General features: G+C 37.8%; 13 protein-coding genes. 4 read left to right on the forward strand and 9 right to left on the reverse strand.

What is annotated here, in order from left to right; translation table 11 throughout:
• Positions 1-195: 195 nt before the first annotated feature.
• The 8 genes from moaA to AsFPU1_RS08995 form a co-directional block, all read right to left on the reverse strand.
• Positions 196-1,185 carry a GTP 3',8-cyclase MoaA gene (moaA, locus tag AsFPU1_RS08965; protein WP_124971871.1) on the reverse strand — a complete coding sequence of 330 codons (990 nt, stop codon included), beginning with the start codon at positions 1,183-1,185 and terminating at the stop codon, positions 196-198.
• A 126-nt stretch (positions 1,186-1,311) separates the two neighbouring features.
• Positions 1,312-3,240, reverse strand: coding sequence for an APC family permease (locus AsFPU1_RS08970; protein ID WP_124971873.1), 1,929 nt, complete (start codon positions 3,238-3,240; stop codon positions 1,312-1,314).
• 8 nt (positions 3,241-3,248) lie between these two features.
• Positions 3,249-4,367, reverse strand: a complete 1,119-nt coding sequence (locus tag AsFPU1_RS08975) for a TRAP transporter substrate-binding protein (RefSeq protein ID WP_124971875.1) — start codon at positions 4,365-4,367, stop codon at positions 3,249-3,251.
• Positions 4,368-4,589: 222 nt separating this feature from the next.
• The gene (locus tag AsFPU1_RS23040; RefSeq protein ID WP_227873373.1) at positions 4,590-4,706 is read right to left on the reverse strand and encodes a CU044_2847 family protein; all 117 of its coding nucleotides are present in this window, start codon (positions 4,704-4,706) and stop codon (positions 4,590-4,592) included.
• Positions 4,707-4,714: 8 nt separating this feature from the next.
• A complete protein-coding gene (locus AsFPU1_RS08980) occupies positions 4,715-5,101 on the reverse strand; it encodes a type II toxin-antitoxin system VapC family toxin (RefSeq protein ID WP_124971877.1) in 387 nt (128 codons plus the stop codon).
• Positions 5,098-5,337: a type II toxin-antitoxin system Phd/YefM family antitoxin gene (locus tag AsFPU1_RS08985; protein WP_124971879.1), complete on the reverse strand. Its 240-nt coding sequence runs from the start codon at positions 5,335-5,337 to the stop codon at positions 5,098-5,100. Before AsFPU1_RS08985 ends, AsFPU1_RS08980 begins: the two co-directional genes overlap by 4 nt.
• A 319-nt stretch (positions 5,338-5,656) precedes the next feature.
• Complete coding sequence (locus AsFPU1_RS08990) at positions 5,657-7,618, reverse strand: protein-arginine deiminase family protein (RefSeq protein WP_124971881.1); 1,962 nt, start codon at positions 7,616-7,618, stop codon at positions 5,657-5,659.
• Positions 7,619-7,979: 361 nt separating this feature from the next.
• Positions 7,980-9,203 carry a vanadium-dependent haloperoxidase gene (locus AsFPU1_RS08995; RefSeq protein ID WP_125061084.1) on the reverse strand — a complete coding sequence of 408 codons (1,224 nt, stop codon included), beginning with the start codon at positions 9,201-9,203 and terminating at the stop codon, positions 7,980-7,982.
• A 364-nt stretch (positions 9,204-9,567) separates the two neighbouring features.
• Here AsFPU1_RS08995 and AsFPU1_RS09000 point away from each other — a divergent pair, with 364 nt between their 5' ends.
• The 4 genes from AsFPU1_RS09000 (at position 9,568) to AsFPU1_RS09015 (ending at position 13,122) form a co-directional block, all read left to right on the forward strand.
• On the forward strand, positions 9,568-10,191 hold the full coding sequence (locus AsFPU1_RS09000) for a TRAP transporter small permease subunit (RefSeq protein WP_227875713.1): 624 nt from the start codon (positions 9,568-9,570) through the stop codon (positions 10,189-10,191).
• A gap of 9 nt (positions 10,192-10,200) precedes the next feature.
• On the forward strand, positions 10,201-11,547 hold the full coding sequence (locus tag AsFPU1_RS09005) for a TRAP transporter large permease (RefSeq protein WP_125061085.1): 1,347 nt from the start codon (positions 10,201-10,203) through the stop codon (positions 11,545-11,547).
• Between the two features lie 385 nt (positions 11,548-11,932).
• Complete coding sequence (locus tag AsFPU1_RS09010) at positions 11,933-12,826, forward strand: CoB--CoM heterodisulfide reductase iron-sulfur subunit B family protein (RefSeq protein ID WP_124974151.1); 894 nt, start codon at positions 11,933-11,935, stop codon at positions 12,824-12,826.
• Between the two features lie 11 nt (positions 12,827-12,837).
• Positions 12,838-13,122: an acylphosphatase gene (locus tag AsFPU1_RS09015; protein WP_124974148.1), complete on the forward strand. Its 285-nt coding sequence runs from the start codon at positions 12,838-12,840 to the stop codon at positions 13,120-13,122.
• A gap of 311 nt (positions 13,123-13,433) precedes the next feature.
• Here the strand turns inward: AsFPU1_RS09015 and dnaK are convergent, their stop codons facing one another.
• The gene (gene dnaK / locus AsFPU1_RS09020; RefSeq protein ID WP_124974145.1) at positions 13,434-15,344 is read right to left on the reverse strand and encodes a molecular chaperone DnaK; all 1,911 of its coding nucleotides are present in this window, start codon (positions 15,342-15,344) and stop codon (positions 13,434-13,436) included.
• Between the last annotated feature and the right edge of the window lie 343 nt (positions 15,345-15,687).

The following is a 15,687-nucleotide window of genomic DNA, read 5'->3' on the forward strand; positions in this document are numbered from 1 at the left end:
GCTAAATGTTTACTACAAATAAGATCGGCCGTAGGGGCGGGTTTTTACAACAGTTTATGCTTCTAACCAGGATATTAGATAAACCCGCCCCTATAGGACTTGTGTATTATTTTTTTCCATTTCACATTAGAAGTTTAGGTGCGTTACGCTATGCTAACACACCCTACAATTATCTACTTACTGCATCATAAATGTTTATCCTCCAATTTGAGACATTGTACGATGATAGGTTCCTGTAACTGTTCCTGATTCCCTTTGTTTAAAATTAATCTCTGGTTTAATCTCTAATAATTGATGAACTTGTTCTCTTAATTTTGAGATTTTTATGCCTTGACGTAAAGCGGTTTTTAAATCAATTTGTCCCGTTTCATTTAATAAACAAGGTCGTAACCAACCATCCGCAGATAAACGCACTCGGTTACAGCGATCGCAAAAACATTCTGACATCTGACTAATAAATCCTAATGTTCCTTTCGCCCCTGGAATTTGAAATACATCGGCAGGGCCATTTCCGGTTACATTGCCTTCATTTAATCCCCATTTTTGACGAATTTTATCTCTAATTTCTTCGGAAGGAACCCAAGCACGATCAGTAAATAATTCGGGATTTCCAATGGGCATAAATTCAATAAAACGAACGTGCCAATTACGGTCTATACTTAAAGCTGCCAAGTCTTCTATTTCTTGTTCATTAATACCAGGAATGACAACTACATTTAATTTTAAAGGATTAAATCCTACTTGATAAGCTGTTTGAATTCCTGCCCAAGTTTTTTGCCAACGACTACGCCCTCGACTGCCAATAATAAGATCAAATATTTCTGCATTAAGAGAATCTAAACTAATATTAATTCTATTTAATCCTGCATTATAAAGATCTTGGGCCATAGAAGATAATAAAAATCCATTAGTGGTCATAGATAAATCTTTAGTCTCTGATAAAGATGCTATATCTTTGACTAAATTGACAACTCCTGGACGTAATAAAGGTTCCCCTCCTGTTAATCTAAATTTATTAAATCCTAGTGGAATAAAAACCTCTTTTAAAAGAGTCATTATTTCTTCATGACTAAGTAATTCCTGACGTAAGATATAATCGAGTTCAGCTTGTTCAGGCATACAATATTGACACTGAAAGTTACAGCGATCAATGAGACTGATACGGAGATAGTCAACTCGGTTCATACAGTTAAAACTTATCCTAGAATCAGAAAAAATTTTTCTAGTTTATTTATTCTAACAAATTTTAACTCTCGTTGACCCCTACAAAACAAACAAAGGTTGCCTACCCAAACTATAATTTATTAATATTTAACCACCTACATGAATTGCTGGCCGCCATTCGGGGTTTCTCTCCGCTTTTCTTAATACTTCACGGGTGACAACCGCAATATCTCCTTCTCCAAATAACATAAACCGCATTAAGTATTGAATGGGGTTGCCTTCTACCCAACCAAAATAAGCGTGAGGGGGTTTACCTGTTTGCTCTCTAATACACAATAAAATAGCTGCGATCGCATTAGGAACTGCAGCACTATTTGTCCGTAAAATACGATAATTACCTACTGTAACTCCCGTCACATAAAGCTTTTCTGTAAATTCAGAGGGATCAGCTACTTGAATTTCTAAGAAAATAAGAGCATCTGTGGCCGGAATGTGATGATCTTCGCGTACCTGTTTTTCTTTGAGAGAATATTCTAATTCATCCCCTAAATTTCTTCGGTTAGCAATAACTCTAATAACTGTTTCACTGTCTTGTTGAATAAAACCAGATGCAGTTTTATCTAAAGTAACACCATCAACCCGTAATTCTGTAGAACGCCATACTCTCGAAACTAAGGAAGTAATAATAATTGCCCCAATAAAAAAGGCCGCAATGCGAATTCCTTCGGGTCGTTCTATAATATTAGTAATGGTGGTATAAATAAATACCAAGGTAATGATACTAAAGGCTAATGTAGCTTTAAAAGATCTGGCCGAACGAGAAGATAATGTAACAGCAAATGCTGCTGAACTCATTAACACTAATACCCCAGTTGCATAGGCCCCTCCTTGTGCTTCTACATTCGCTTGGAAAATGAGGGTAATAATAAAGGCAATTGCTGTATAAACTAAGACTAATGGTCGGGTAGCTAATGTCCAAGTGGGTGCCATGCCATAACGGGGCAAATAACGCGGTACAATGTTTAATAAACCTGCCATAGCTGACGCTCCAGCAAACCAAAGAATGGCAATGGTGCTAAGATCGTATATGGTGCCAAAAAACTCTCCTAAATAAGTATGAGCTAAATAAGCTAAAGCCCTACCATTGGCTTTACCACCGCTTTGAAATTCTTCTGCTTTAATTAATACGGTGGTAACAACACTGCTTGTAAGTAGGAAAAAACTCATAATAATGGCTGCAGTTGCCAAGAGTTTATGGGTGTTAAAAATACGTTGTTGAGGATGTTTTTCTGTATCTGTATTTTTCCCTTTTACTAGGGGCATTACCGCTACTCCTGTCTCAAAGCCAGATAATCCTAATGCTAGTTTTGGAAACAGTAATAAGGCAATGCCTACCATTAATAATGGATTACCATGATATTCTAACAGAGAGGTTTGCCAATTACTTAATGTTTCAGGATGATTAACAATTTGAGCAATACCAACACCGATGACAATTAAATTTAAAAATAGATAAATACCGACCAAGAAAACAGCAATTCCAATAGCTTCTTGAAACCCTTTTAAGAATACGGCCCCCAATAAAGAAACCAAAATTAGGGTGATAGGAACTGCTTGAAATTGTAACAGATTGTGAACGAAAGGATTTTCAATAATATGGGCAGTTGCATCGGCGGCTGATAAAGTAATAGTAATAATAAAATCTGTTGCTACAAACCCCAATAAACATAGAACAAAGAGTTTCCCTTGCCACCAAGGTAAAAGATGTTCTAACATAGCAATTGAACCTTCTCCGTGAGGGCTGAGGGCTGCTACCCGTCGATATATAGGCAATGCTCCAAAAAGGGTAACTAAGACTAAAATTAAGGTAGCTAGAGGAGATAAAGCCCCAGCAGCTAAAGCAGCTATTCCTGGTTGATACCCCAAAGTAGAAAAATAATCTACCCCAGTTAAACACATGACCTGCCACCAATGATATTGGGGATGTTTTCCGTGGTGAGAAGCTTGATTTTCCCTTAACAACCAACGGATAAGTCTTGGACGATTAGGTTTTGGGGAGACAATGGGGAGAACCATCTTTTTAGTTACTTAAGCTGTGAATAGACAAAATTGGTAAAACTTCCTTCATTGAGTTTATGCCAAGCATAGATGCGAGTACGAAACTGTTTCCACTGGTCATAAACTGCCTTAAAATCAGCATCTTTGACCGCAAATTCATCATACAAGGCAAACGAAGCTTTTTCGGCTGCGGTTAGGATGTCCTGACTATAGGGACGTACTTGAGTTCCACTGGCTAAAAGACGTTCCAGGGCTTCATTATTAAGAGCATCATAACGTGCTAACATGGTAACATTAGATTCATAAGCGGCGGTGGTAATGGCGGCTTGATATGGGGGGGGTAGTTTATTCCACTCCGTCAAATTAACCTGTAATTCTAAGGTAGCTCCAGGTTCCCACCAACCCGGATAGTAATAATATTTGGCGACTTTGTTGAGGCCTAATTTCTCGTCATCATAGGGGCCAACCCATTCTGCTGCATCAATGGCACCAGTTTGTAAGGCTTGGAAAATTTCTCCTCCGGGTAAGGTTTGTACGGTGACACCGAGTTTAGACATGACTTGACCACCTAAGCCGGGAATTCGCATTTTTAAGCCTTTGAGATCGTTGAGGGTGGCAACTTCTTTACGAAACCATCCTCCCATCTGAGTTCCCGTATTACCACAAGGAAATTGTATCACGTTGAATTTGCTGGCGTATATTTCTTGTAATTTTTTTAATCCTCCCCCTTCATAAAGCCAAGCATTTTGTTGTTGCGCTGTCAAGCCAAAGGGTAAGCAGGTACCAAAGGCCAAGGATGGACTTTTGCCTATATAGTAATAAGAGGCTGTGTGACCGCATTGAACCGCCCCTTGAGACACGACGTTAAGCACTTCTAAGGCGGGGGCTATTTCTCCAGCAGAACGGGGTGTTATCTTAAATTTACCGCCAGTTAGGGCAGCTACTCTTTCGGCTAATACTTGTGCGCCACCAAAAATGGTTTCTAGGGAAGGGGGCCAACTGGTGGCCATTTCCCATTGTATATTGGGTAAATTCGTTATTTTTTCGGAAGTTTGGGCAGTTTTTTGACATCCACCTACAATAGCAACTCCAGTAGCGGCGATCGCGCTTTGGGAAACGGTTTTAATAATTGAACGACGTTTCATAGACAAATAATTTCACTCTCTCACAATAAATCGTTTTAGTAGGATACCACAATCAGACTTAATTTGATAGGTACAGCGACTTGTAGGGGCTTAATAGTATTAAGCCCCCGAAATTTAAGGTTATATTTAGGGGGTTTGTGTAAGTTTTATCAAATTATAATTATCAATAAGATGGTTTTGGGTTTCGTTCCTCAACCCAACCTACAAGAAATTGTTTAAACATTATTGTTGATTTTCTGGAGTTTGAGGAAAAGAACATTCAACAGTAATTTTAATATGACTTTCTCCTGACCCTTCAGTTACATAAGGAATTCCTGATTTAGCTGCTACTTTTAGCATTGATTAGTTTACCATATTCTTTGCACAGGATAATTATCAAAAATTGAATCCTTACTTATAATCGGTAAATATTCTACCATAGCTTGAGCAATTATTATTCTATCAAAGGGATCACGGTGATAGAATGGTAAACTACCTATAACTTCTAGATGATCAAAATTAATCAGTAATAAATCAATATTATTTATCCTGATTTGTTCTTCAACAAATTCTCTAAAAGGACTATCAAAGTTGAGTTTACTGATACTATGCTTAATTGCCATTTCCCAAACACTAGCAATACTCAATAATTTATTATTATTACTATCAACAATTAATGCACGTATTTGAGGGTTAATCAGGGAATTTCCTTGAACGAACCAAAGAAAAGTATGAGTATCTAATAATAGTATCATTCCATGTATTCTTGAAAATCTTCTAAAGGTTCATCAAAATCATCTGATATCCAAACTCTATCTTTAGCACTACCAAAATAAGCAGGTCGAGGATGATGAATATTAGACTGAGATAAGGAGACTAATTTAGCGATAGGTTGATTAGCTTTAGTAATAATAATTTCCTCTCCTTGAGTGGTTAATTCAATTAATTGATCGATATGATTTTGTAACTCTTTGACTTCTATCATTTTCATGATTTTACCTCTCTATTATGAGTTGAGCTAAGACCTATTTTAAATATTTATTCGTGACACAGGCATAATTCGACAAGCGGTTATCGATGAAATTCAAAACACCTTACCATCTTTATATTACACTAAATCGTAAAATACGGTAATATAGAAAATCAATATACTTTAACTGAGTTATGGAACCAGAAAGATTATCATAGTTTAACCTTACATACTTATAACTATGTCCATGCCGTGTCCCTACCGTTTAATTTTCGTTTGGACACGGCGATATTAAATGGTTAGGTGAAACACAAAGTTGTTAATGCCGTGTCCCTACAGTTTAAACCTCCCACCACTTTTGACTAAAGGGTTTTCGTCGGGCATTTGTGCCACAATGAATTTCACCCCGTCCTAAAAAGTAAGGTTCCCAATCATCAATAAAATGACAGGTAAATCCTAACCATTCTAAACTTTTTCGGACGAAAAGTTCTAGTTGACATTCCCCTTTAATTTTAGGGCCAAAAGGTTTAGGAATCGCTAAATGTTGATTTAAAACCAACATATTAACCATATTAGGTGAGAAAGTTTCGGCACGTTTTTTGTTACCTGCTGCTTGATATAAACCAGGAAGATCAATAATATCTTCTTCGGTTAATCCTAATTCCTTTTTCAAGATATCTCGATTCCAATTAATATAAGTTTGGAAACGAGCATTATCTTGTTTTAATTCCTCATCTTTGAGCAGTTCACTAACGGTAATTTTTCCCTGGCGACTTCTTAATCGCAAATTTCCTTGATCCTGATTTTCTAAGGTTCTTAAAACCTCATAATATTTGTCTGTATTGGCCATAATTAATTTAAAACCTTTTCCTGTCTTAACAGGAACAAAAGTCATAAATTCATCAATGTGTCCTACATCTAACCAATCAGAAAATAATTCTACTGGACTTTGAATCTTTTGACCATAGAGAAAATCCCGAACAGTTTTCGCCATCTTCATCGAATATTGAGGTGCATTAGGATGATCTCCCCCAAACAAAATCCGTCCAAAAGGATAATTAACTCCATTAAATGTAACCGGAGGACTTACTTCTAAATTACCAAAAGAATCTAAAGTAGTAGCATCTTTATTGAGTCGAGTTACATGACCAAAATCAGTTCCGAGAAGTTCTTCTTCGGCAAAATCATCTAAACCGCGATCGCGGGGAGAATCTAAGACAACATACATGAAATGACCAGGACTTTCACTGTAACCGATTTCAATTTCATCTTGCATCCAGCGATCGCTACGATAAGGAAGGGGTGGCACAACTTCTAATTGTACGTTAGCTTCTCCTACAACTTGACGCAAATCTTCAATTAGATCACGATTTGAACCAGAAGAAGTGCGTAAAATATAGACAGTTTTAGGACTCAAAGTATTAGGAGTCATTATCCAAGGAGCAACTTCAAATCTAACCCGATCTGTGTACAATGTTTCATCATCTTTAACTAATGACAAGTTAACAAAAATTTCACCATCAAAGTTACGATCTCGATAATGAAGTCCTTCTGCTGCTAAAAACAAATCCTTATAAGTATCTCGTTTTCTTAGTCTACCTTCTTTACGTCCAGGTCCAACTAATTCATGACTTCCAGAATCTAATTCATCAAAAATACGAACATAATTTGAATTTTTTGGACTAACCCAGATAATTAACTCACATCCAGATGGGAGATCTTTCGGGCCAACTTGACGAACTACCATCAAGCTACAATCTCTTATATCTAGTAATCCATTGAGACGAGAATCTTCATAATTAGATTCACGATAAGAAGAATCTACATCCAGATCACTATTAACTAAAAGTATAGCTCCATAACCATTTTTTCCGGCTTTCCAATCAGCTTTATGGGGGTTATTTTCTTCTACCACTCCATCTCGATCTGCATCTACATCTAAACAGATCTGCAAAACTGTAAAAGAAAGATTGTAGGTAGCGATAATACGATCTTCCCCATCAAGTAAACTAATATCAAGAGTGCGATCATTTAATTTTTCGCTATAAGTATTAGCTTGTAGAATTAAAGGAGCGGAAAGATCTTCAGGAGAAAGGGATTTTTTTTGAGGTAGAGGAATCTCTGAATTAGACTTTCTTAGGGTTAATTCTCCCGTCATCTTAAGTTCAACTAAAACAGTCGAAGCAGAAAGGAGAGATTTAAGTGAAAGATTAATCGGTTCTCCTGTTACTAAGACATCTTGATGAACATAACGATTAACACGAGAATTCGAGGGAATGGGCGAAATTTTTAGAGTTCTCATCAGGATTGTCCTAGAATTTGACTAATACTACAATATTTCTAACATCAAAATCGATCTGTTTAATTAATCAAAATCGTTGATACAGTGGTAGCGTATCATAAAATTTACACGATAGGAAAAAATAATTGAGTTAATTTTTTTTCAGCATATTTTGAGATAAAAAAACACTTTGCCAATAGCATAAGTGTTCAAGTCGTAGGGGCGGGTTTTTTACAGGAGTTATGATGCTCACCAAAAGTTCCATAAACCCGCCCTTTTTCCCTGATTATAACCAAGATGTTCCATAAACCCGTTCTTTTTCCCTGATTATAACCAAGATGTTCCATAAACCCGCCCGTCTTCTTAGTAAAACCCTTGCTTTTTATACGGGTTGCAAAGACTGAGCAAAAACAAAATCAGCTAAGGCACTTCCTGACAAAAAGCCATGATCTCCATCCCATTGAAAATGAACGCCTAAATAAACTCGACTTCTGGCATTTTCTAGGGCAGCAGCCGTAAAACTATTAAAGGTACGTTTAACCCCTTCCACACTCGGATCATCCGTATCTGCTGTAAAGGTCACATTATCAGTGCCAAAAAAGTTACGCATAATACCTGAATGGGCAGCCCCAAAAGTCGCATGACCAGAGACATAAGCGGGGAAAGGTGGACTAAACCGTTGTCCCTGTTGATTGACAGAAAGGGGTTGCCAGTTGGGATCAGCTTCGGTAAATAAATTCCCATCCGTATCAGCTAAACGAACGGCACTTTCTGGTCGCCACAAATCAATCTCAGAGGAATATTTCGCATCCCAAGCCACAATACCTGCATCGGCTAAAACGATACCCACCAAGGCGAATAAACGGGCAGTTTCAATGAGAGATAGGTTACGTTGTTGAGCAACAATTTGGGTAATACGGTAAAGATGACCAGGGGGTTTATAGGTTCCATCGATATCATTGGCCCAGAAAAAAGCAATTTGGGTTTGTTCGGGGGTACGCGCTTGAGATGTGGCAGATCCCAACCGTTTCACCTCATTCAACTGAGCCGCATATTCAGCACTGCGTAACATGACTGCCTTGTTAGGATAGTTACCAGGTAGGGGAGGACGAAATTGAGTAATATTAAAGCCTGGGGTAAAGGGGGTTACACATGGCCATTGAGGGGTTAGAGCATCGCCAGAACCCGTTGGTCGCCAGTCTCCTGGTTTATTCCCTGGTGTGTAGCGTGGCAAAGCTTGAGAACCATCTCCTGTGCGCAGAGCAACGACCAGATCTCCAATAGTACGTCCAAAAGTCTCACCTGTGGTAGTTCCTATTCCTTCTAAAGAAACCTGAAGGGCCGCATCAAAATCATTAAAACGTTGAGGATAGACTTTAATTAATACCTGGTGCGCCGCATAAGCAGCCGCCGCTTCGGGTGATATTCCAGGATCAGGCGTGGGCAAACCGGACAAATAAGGCTGAAAAGCAGGGATATAACTGTTAATTACATCAAACATGGCAATGTGCATCATTGCACCAGCCCGCGCGATCGGACAGGGGGCCCCACCAATTTTACGAATGGCCTCTAACAAGACGTTATTCCATTCAATAATTACGTTCATGAATTAACTCCTAAGTCAGATAAAAGATTAAATTCGGCTATGGCCATTTTAAATTGTGATTAAAATGGTTTTCTAGATCCTATAAATCTAGGACAAGATCCCCTAAAAATAGGACAAAATTGCCTCTATCTCTCTCTAAAACAGCTTGAAAAATGGCATACTTTTATTGTTGCATTTTCACTGAGAAAACGACAACCGAAGTTTAGGAAGTTAAGCAAAAATCCTTAAACATCTTAAATTATCCTTGAGTACCCATTTTTTAGACAACATTATTCTTAAGTCTTTTTTCCGTTAAACTTAAATCAATTAACATCTAATGGCAGATTTTTGGTAAGATAGATTGTCTGTTTTTGGTAACTTCTAGATGCACCAATCAAGAAAATTTCCTCAAATGCGATCGCTGCTTAAGATTGCACATTGGATCGACAATTTCACCGAAAACTTAGGATTTCTCACTAACTGGGTTATTCTATTAACAGTTGGGGTCGGTTTTTTTAACGTTGTTGCCCGTTATATTGGGCGTTTTATTAGTCTAAATTTATCTTCTAATCGTCTTATTGAACTACAATGGTATTTATTCTCCATTGCTTTTCTTTTAGGATTTGCTTATATTCTTAAACATGGAGAAAATGTCAGAGTTGATTTTTTGTATGCTCACTGGACTGAAAAACAAAAAGCATTAGCTGACTTTTTAGGAACAATTATCTTTTTAATTCCCTTTTGTTTGTTGGGTATTTGGGTAACAATTAATCCAGTTTTACAGTCTTGGGGATATTTACCCAATGGAACTTGGGGAACTTGGGAAATATCATCAGATGCCAATGGTTTACCCCGCGCACCTATTAAAACAATGATTCCCATTGGGTTATTATTATTATTGTTGCAAAGTATTTCTCAAGCCATCAAATATTTAGCGGTGGTATTAGGATATGAACAAGTGGCGGAACAAATTCGTCTAGAAACATCAGATTATACTAATATTGAATAGGTTAAAATTATGGGTTATGAATGGTTAGCCATTCTCATGTTTGTTGGCTTTTTCTTCATTTTAATGACAGGTTATCCTGTTGCTTTCTCTTTTGCTGGAACTGCCATTCTTTTTGGTTTAATAGGGTTATCTGTTGGCGCATTTGATCTCAACCGACTATTATTATTACCGAATGTTTGGTTCGGTACAATGTCTAATTTTACCTTATTAGCTATCCCTTATTTTATCTTTTTAGGTTCAGTTCTCGAAAAATCAGGATTAGCTGAAGAATTATTAGAAACTATCGGCATGATTTTAGGAAGATTAAGGGGAGGACTTGCCTTAGCTGTGGTCATTGTTGGCACACTTTTAGCTGCGACAACTGGGGTAGTTGCTGCTACAGTTATTGTCATGGGAATGTTATCTTTACCTGTTATGATACGCTATGGTTATGATAAAAAATTAGCAGCAGGAGTAATTGTTGCATCAGGAACATTAGCCCAATTAATTCCCCCTAGTTTAGTATTAGTAATTCTCAGTGATCAATTAGGGGTTTCTGTCGGTGACTTATTTTTAGGTGCGTTGATTCCTGGGTTAATGTTATCCGGTTCTTACATACTTTATATTTTGGGTTTATCTATCGTTAGTCCTGAAAAAGTACCCCCTTTACCTCCAGAAATTATTCCCTTAAAGGGCCAGGCGTTAATTAGACAGATTTTTAAGGCAGTTGTGCCTCCAATTTTGTTAATTTTTATTGTTTTAGGTAGTATTTTCTTTGGGTTAGCAACTCCTACAGAAGCAGGTGCAGTCGGAGCAGTTGGGGCTTGTTTTCTGGCTTTTTTAAATAGAAGATTAACCCCTCAACTGATTAAAGATGCTTCCCACGCAACGGCGGTTATTACTGCTTTAGTTGTGATGATTTTATTCTGTTCTTCTTTGTTTAGTTTAGTCTTTGATGACTTAGGGGGTAAAACGTTAATTACTAGCTTATTAACAGGTCTTCCAGGAGGCAAATTCAGCTTTTTAATTGTTAGTAATATCGCTATTTTTTTGTTAGGTGTTTTTCTCGAATTCATCGAAATTTGTTTTATTGCCATGCCTTTATTTGTACCAGCAGCCCAAGCTTTAGGAATTGATATGGTCTGGTTTGGTGTAGTAATAGCGATTAATTTACAAACGGCTTTTATTTCGCCTCCAGTCGGTTTTTCTCTGTTTTATTTACAAAGTGTTGCCCCTAAAGAAGTGAGTACCCTAGACATTCATAAAAGTGCGCTTCCCTTTATGGTTATACAATTTATTATCTTGGTTATTGTGATGTTATTTCCTCAAACTGTACGTTGGTTAATTGAACTTTCTTCCGCTACAGGTGTTTCCTAATTTGAAAGTAGGCACAAAACACAATGTTCATTGATGTTAACTTAAACCCAAAAAGCTTATTAGATAAACTGTAGTAGGATGGGTTAGCGCAGCGTAACCCATCACCAGAAGATAATATATGATGGGTTACGGCACTTGGTTCTCTAAATTTTGGTTAGGTTCCGTAGGGGTTTAACATTGTTAAACCCCTACAATTCAGGTTTTATAGGACTTACGCAAAAAATAGTTAAATACGCTATAAATAGTGAGATGCGTTGGGAACACATCCTACGTTTAGTGTCCTTGCGTCAGTCCTATTTTATTAAGAAAAATCGATGACTTTGAGGATAGCTAACCATTCATTCGTTATGATTAAACAGTATCATTCCCAACTACCTAAAAATTAATGCTAAAATACGCTTATTATCCTGGCTGTGTTGCTCAAGGAGCCTGTAGTGAATTGTATTTATCTACTGCTGTATTAACTCAAGCTCTTGATATAGAATTAATTGAGTTAAAAAAAGCGGCTTGTTGTGGTTCAGGAACCTACAAAGAAGACTCTCAACTATTAGAAGATACGGTTAATGCTCGTAATATTGCCTTAGCTGAATCTCTTAATCTTCCTCTATTAACTCATTGTAGTACCTGTCAAGGGGTTATTGGTCATGTTGATGAACGTCTTAAAGAAGCACAAAAAAATGATCCTGCTTACCTTGAACAAGTTAATGGTTACTTAAAAAAAGAACATTGTTCTCCCTATAAAGGAACCACAGAAGTTAAACATTTATTATGGGCATTAGTAGCAGATTATGGACTTGATAAACTTAAAGAAAAAGTTAAAAATAAACTAACTGGATTAAATTGTGCGGCATTTTATGGCTGTTACTTATTACGTTCTCAAGATAATCTTGCTTATGATAATCCCTTTCAACCTGAATCATTAGAGAATGTTTTTCGCACAGTAGGTGCTAATCCTATTTATTATAAAGGAAGAACTCAATGTTGTGGTTGGCCCCTTTCAAGTTATGCGACTGAACAATCATTTAAGATGGCAGGAAATCATCTTCAAGAAGCCATTGAAGCAGGAGCAGATTGTTTAGTAACTCCTTGTCCTTTATGTCACTTAAATCTCGAATCTCGACAACCAGAAATAGAAAAAGTGATCGGCAAAAAATTAAAATTACCTGTCTTACATTTACCTCAATTAGTTGCATTAGCTTTGGGAATTTCTCCCGACAAATTAGGTTTAAATCGTCATGTTGTTTCAAATAAACCAATCTTAGAAAAGTTAGGATTATAGTTATTAAAATCATGATAAATACCAAAATTATTTGTGTTCATGTGTTTATTTCTGGGAAAGTTCAAGGAGTTGGTTATCGTTATTCAACGGTAAAAGAAGCACAAAAATTAGGACTAACAGGATGGGTGCGTAATTTAAGTGATGGTCGTGTTGAGGCAGTTTTTGAAGGGGATCAACTAAAGGTTGATAAAATGATTAAATGGTGTTATATAGGTACAAAAACTGCAAATGTAACTGAGGTTGAGCTAGAGAAAAAAGAGCCAGAATTTAGTCAAGAGTTTGAGGTTATATATTAAGAAAATCAGCGTTTATTACTGTAAAATAAAATTTAATTAGAGCAGACATTTTCTCATGTTTTGCTCATACATTCTGTATCTTTGGGTTCTATCGGACAAACTATGCTAAATTAATAATTAATGACAGACTCAAGTCTGATCCTATAAAGACTAAGTCCGCCTGCGCGGACACCCATTCTAGGTTGCGTAGGCAACATTTGTTTGTAGACCTTAACTATATCTTAAAAAAAGAGCGTCATTATTGACGCTCTCTACACCGATAAATTAAGTTAAACTATCTTAAATGTCCCGATTTTAGAGAATAAAATCAGTTACTTGGTTTCGGAAAATTCGGCATCAATGACATCATCTCCACCCTCAGAAGAACCACCGCTACTGGGACTACCATCAGCACCAGGAGTAGGGCCGGTGGGGCCTCCAGCTTGTTGATACATACTCGTACCGATGCTGTATAGGGTTTGTTGTAACTCCTCGGTTAAAGTTTTGATCTTGTCGTCATTATCTTGGGCGATCGCTTCTTTGAGGTCTTTAATTAATCCTTCTACCTTAGTTTTATCAGCCCCAGAGATTTTATCAGCAAGTTCACTAAGTTGTTTCTCAGCTTGATAAACTAAAGAATCAGCCTGATTTTTACGATCAATTTTCTCCCGTCGTTCTTTATCGGCAGAAGCATTGGCTTCAGCTTCTTTCACCATGCGCTCAACTTCTAGATCAGGTAAAGTAGAAGCCCCAGTAATACTGATAGACTGTTCTTTTCCTGTTCCTTTATCTTTGGCAGTAACATTGAGAATACCGTCAGCATTAATATCAAATGTTACCTCAATTTGAGGAACGCCACGAGGCGCAGGAGGAATACCATCTAAACGGAACAAACCTAAGTCTTTGTTATCTTTGGCCATTTCCCGTTCCCCTTGCAGAACGTGAATTTCTACATTGGTTTGACCATCAACTGCGGTTGAGAAGACTTCTGAGTTTTTCTTGGGGATGGTGGTATTACGCTGAATAATTTTAGTCATGACACCGCCTAAAGTTTCTACCCCAAGAGACAGAGGAGTCACGTCTAATAGGAGGATATCTTTAACTTCTCCTGCTAATACACCCCCTTGAATGGCTGCACCTACTGCTACGACTTCATCAGGGTTAACGCTTTGGTTGGGGTCTTTGCCTAAAACTTTTTTGACTAATTCTTGTACGGCGGGAATACGAGTAGAACCCCCAACGAGAACCACTTCATCAATATCACTGTTACTGACTTTGGCATCCCGCATGGCATTTTCCACGGGAATACGACTACGATCAATTAAGTCAGAACAAAGTTCTTCAAATTTAGCTCTGGTTAGGGTTGTATTGAGGTGTTTAGGCCCTTCAGCAGTAGCTGTAATGAAGGGTAGGTTAATTTCTGCTTGGGTGACTCCAGAAAGTTCGATTTTGGCTTTTTCGGCGGCTTCGGTGAGACGCTGTAAAGCTTGTTTATCTTGTCGAAGTTGGATACCTTCATTTTTTTTGAAGTCTTCGGCTAAGTAGTCTACAATTTTTTTGTCAAAGTCGTCTCCCCCTAAGTGGGTATCCCCAGAGGTAGCTAATACTTCAAATACACCGTCACCTACTTCTAGGATAGATACGTCAAAAGTACCACCCCCTAAGTCAAAGACTAAGATTGTTTCGTTACTTTTTTTGTCTAAACCGTAGGCTAAAGAAGCGGCTGTTGGTTCGTTAATAATACGTTTAACTTCAATTCCAGCAATTTTCCCGGCATCTTTTGTGGCTTGACGTTGGGAGTCGTTAAAATAAGCGGGAACGGTAATTACTGCTTCAGTAACTTTTTCCCCTAGATATTTACTGGCATCATCGACTAATTTTCTCAGGACTTGGGCCGAAATTTCTTCGGGGGCAAATTGTTTGCCTTGAACCGGACAATCTAATTTAACATTGCCATTGCCATCCCGTAGTACCTGATAAGAGACTTCGGTGGTTTCGGTGGTTACTTCGTCGTGTTTACGTCCAATGAAGCGTTTAACCGAATAAAAGGTGTTTTGTGTGTTCATTACCGCTTGACGCTTAGCAATGTTTCCTACTAAGAGTTCGCCATTTTTGGTATAAGCTACTACTGATGGAGTAGTCCTAGCACCTTCTGCATTGGCTATTACGGTGGGTTTTCCTCCTTCCATTACGGCCACACAAGAGTTTGTGGTACCTAAATCAATGCCTACAATTTTTCCCATATATCTACTCCAAGATCACTATAACAACTACTGGAATCGGTTTTTTTGTAAGTACATAAAATAACAGGCTCAAGATCAATCCAGTTACTCATATCTATAGTGACGGTCAGGGGTCGTTATTAGGTAGTGTAGTTTTCCGAACCTGTTTTGACGGGTTTTGAGGGGAGTGGGGAGTAGGGAGCAGATTGTAGGATGGGTTAGGCACAGCTATTTGAAGGAACATAACCGAAATTTAGGGAACCAAGTGCCGTAACCCATCATTTATCATCTTCTGGTGATGGGTTACGCGGCCCTAACCCATCCTACAAGTTTTATCTAATAAGCTATTCGCTCAGTTTTTTGT

Source organism: Aphanothece sacrum FPU1, from assembly GCF_003864295.1.
GTDB classification, from domain to species: domain Bacteria; phylum Cyanobacteriota; class Cyanobacteriia; order Cyanobacteriales; family Microcystaceae; genus Aphanothece_B; species Aphanothece_B sacrum.

What these genes read in the sequence shown, in the direction of transcription:
- moaA (WP_124971871.1), bottom strand. Translation starts at nt 1,185, where the DNA reads ATGAACCGAGTTGACTATCTCCGTATCAGTCTCATTGATCGCTGTAAC.
- AsFPU1_RS08970 (WP_124971873.1), bottom strand. Translation starts at nt 3,240, where the DNA reads ATGGTTCTCCCCATTGTCTCCCCAAAACCTAATCGTCCAAGACTTATC.
- AsFPU1_RS08975 (WP_124971875.1), bottom strand. Translation starts at nt 4,367, where the DNA reads ATGAAACGTCGTTCAATTATTAAAACCGTTTCCCAAAGCGCGATCGCC.
- AsFPU1_RS23040 (WP_227873373.1), bottom strand. Translation starts at nt 4,706, where the DNA reads ATGCTAAAAGTAGCAGCTAAATCAGGAATTCCTTATGTAACTGAAGGG.
- AsFPU1_RS08980 (WP_124971877.1), bottom strand. Translation starts at nt 5,101, where the DNA reads ATGATACTATTATTAGATACTCATACTTTTCTTTGGTTCGTTCAAGGA.
- AsFPU1_RS08985 (WP_124971879.1), bottom strand. Translation starts at nt 5,337, where the DNA reads ATGAAAATGATAGAAGTCAAAGAGTTACAAAATCATATCGATCAATTA.
- AsFPU1_RS08990 (WP_124971881.1), bottom strand. Translation starts at nt 7,618, where the DNA reads ATGAGAACTCTAAAAATTTCGCCCATTCCCTCGAATTCTCGTGTTAAT.
- AsFPU1_RS08995 (WP_125061084.1), bottom strand. Translation starts at nt 9,203, where the DNA reads ATGAACGTAATTATTGAATGGAATAACGTCTTGTTAGAGGCCATTCGT.
- AsFPU1_RS09000 (WP_227875713.1), top strand. Translation starts at nt 9,568, where the DNA reads ATGCACCAATCAAGAAAATTTCCTCAAATGCGATCGCTGCTTAAGATT.
- AsFPU1_RS09005 (WP_125061085.1), top strand. Translation starts at nt 10,201, where the DNA reads ATGGGTTATGAATGGTTAGCCATTCTCATGTTTGTTGGCTTTTTCTTC.
- AsFPU1_RS09010 (WP_124974151.1), top strand. Translation starts at nt 11,933, where the DNA reads ATGCTAAAATACGCTTATTATCCTGGCTGTGTTGCTCAAGGAGCCTGT.
- AsFPU1_RS09015 (WP_124974148.1), top strand. Translation starts at nt 12,838, where the DNA reads ATGATAAATACCAAAATTATTTGTGTTCATGTGTTTATTTCTGGGAAA.
- dnaK (WP_124974145.1), bottom strand. Translation starts at nt 15,344, where the DNA reads ATGGGAAAAATTGTAGGCATTGATTTAGGTACCACAAACTCTTGTGTG.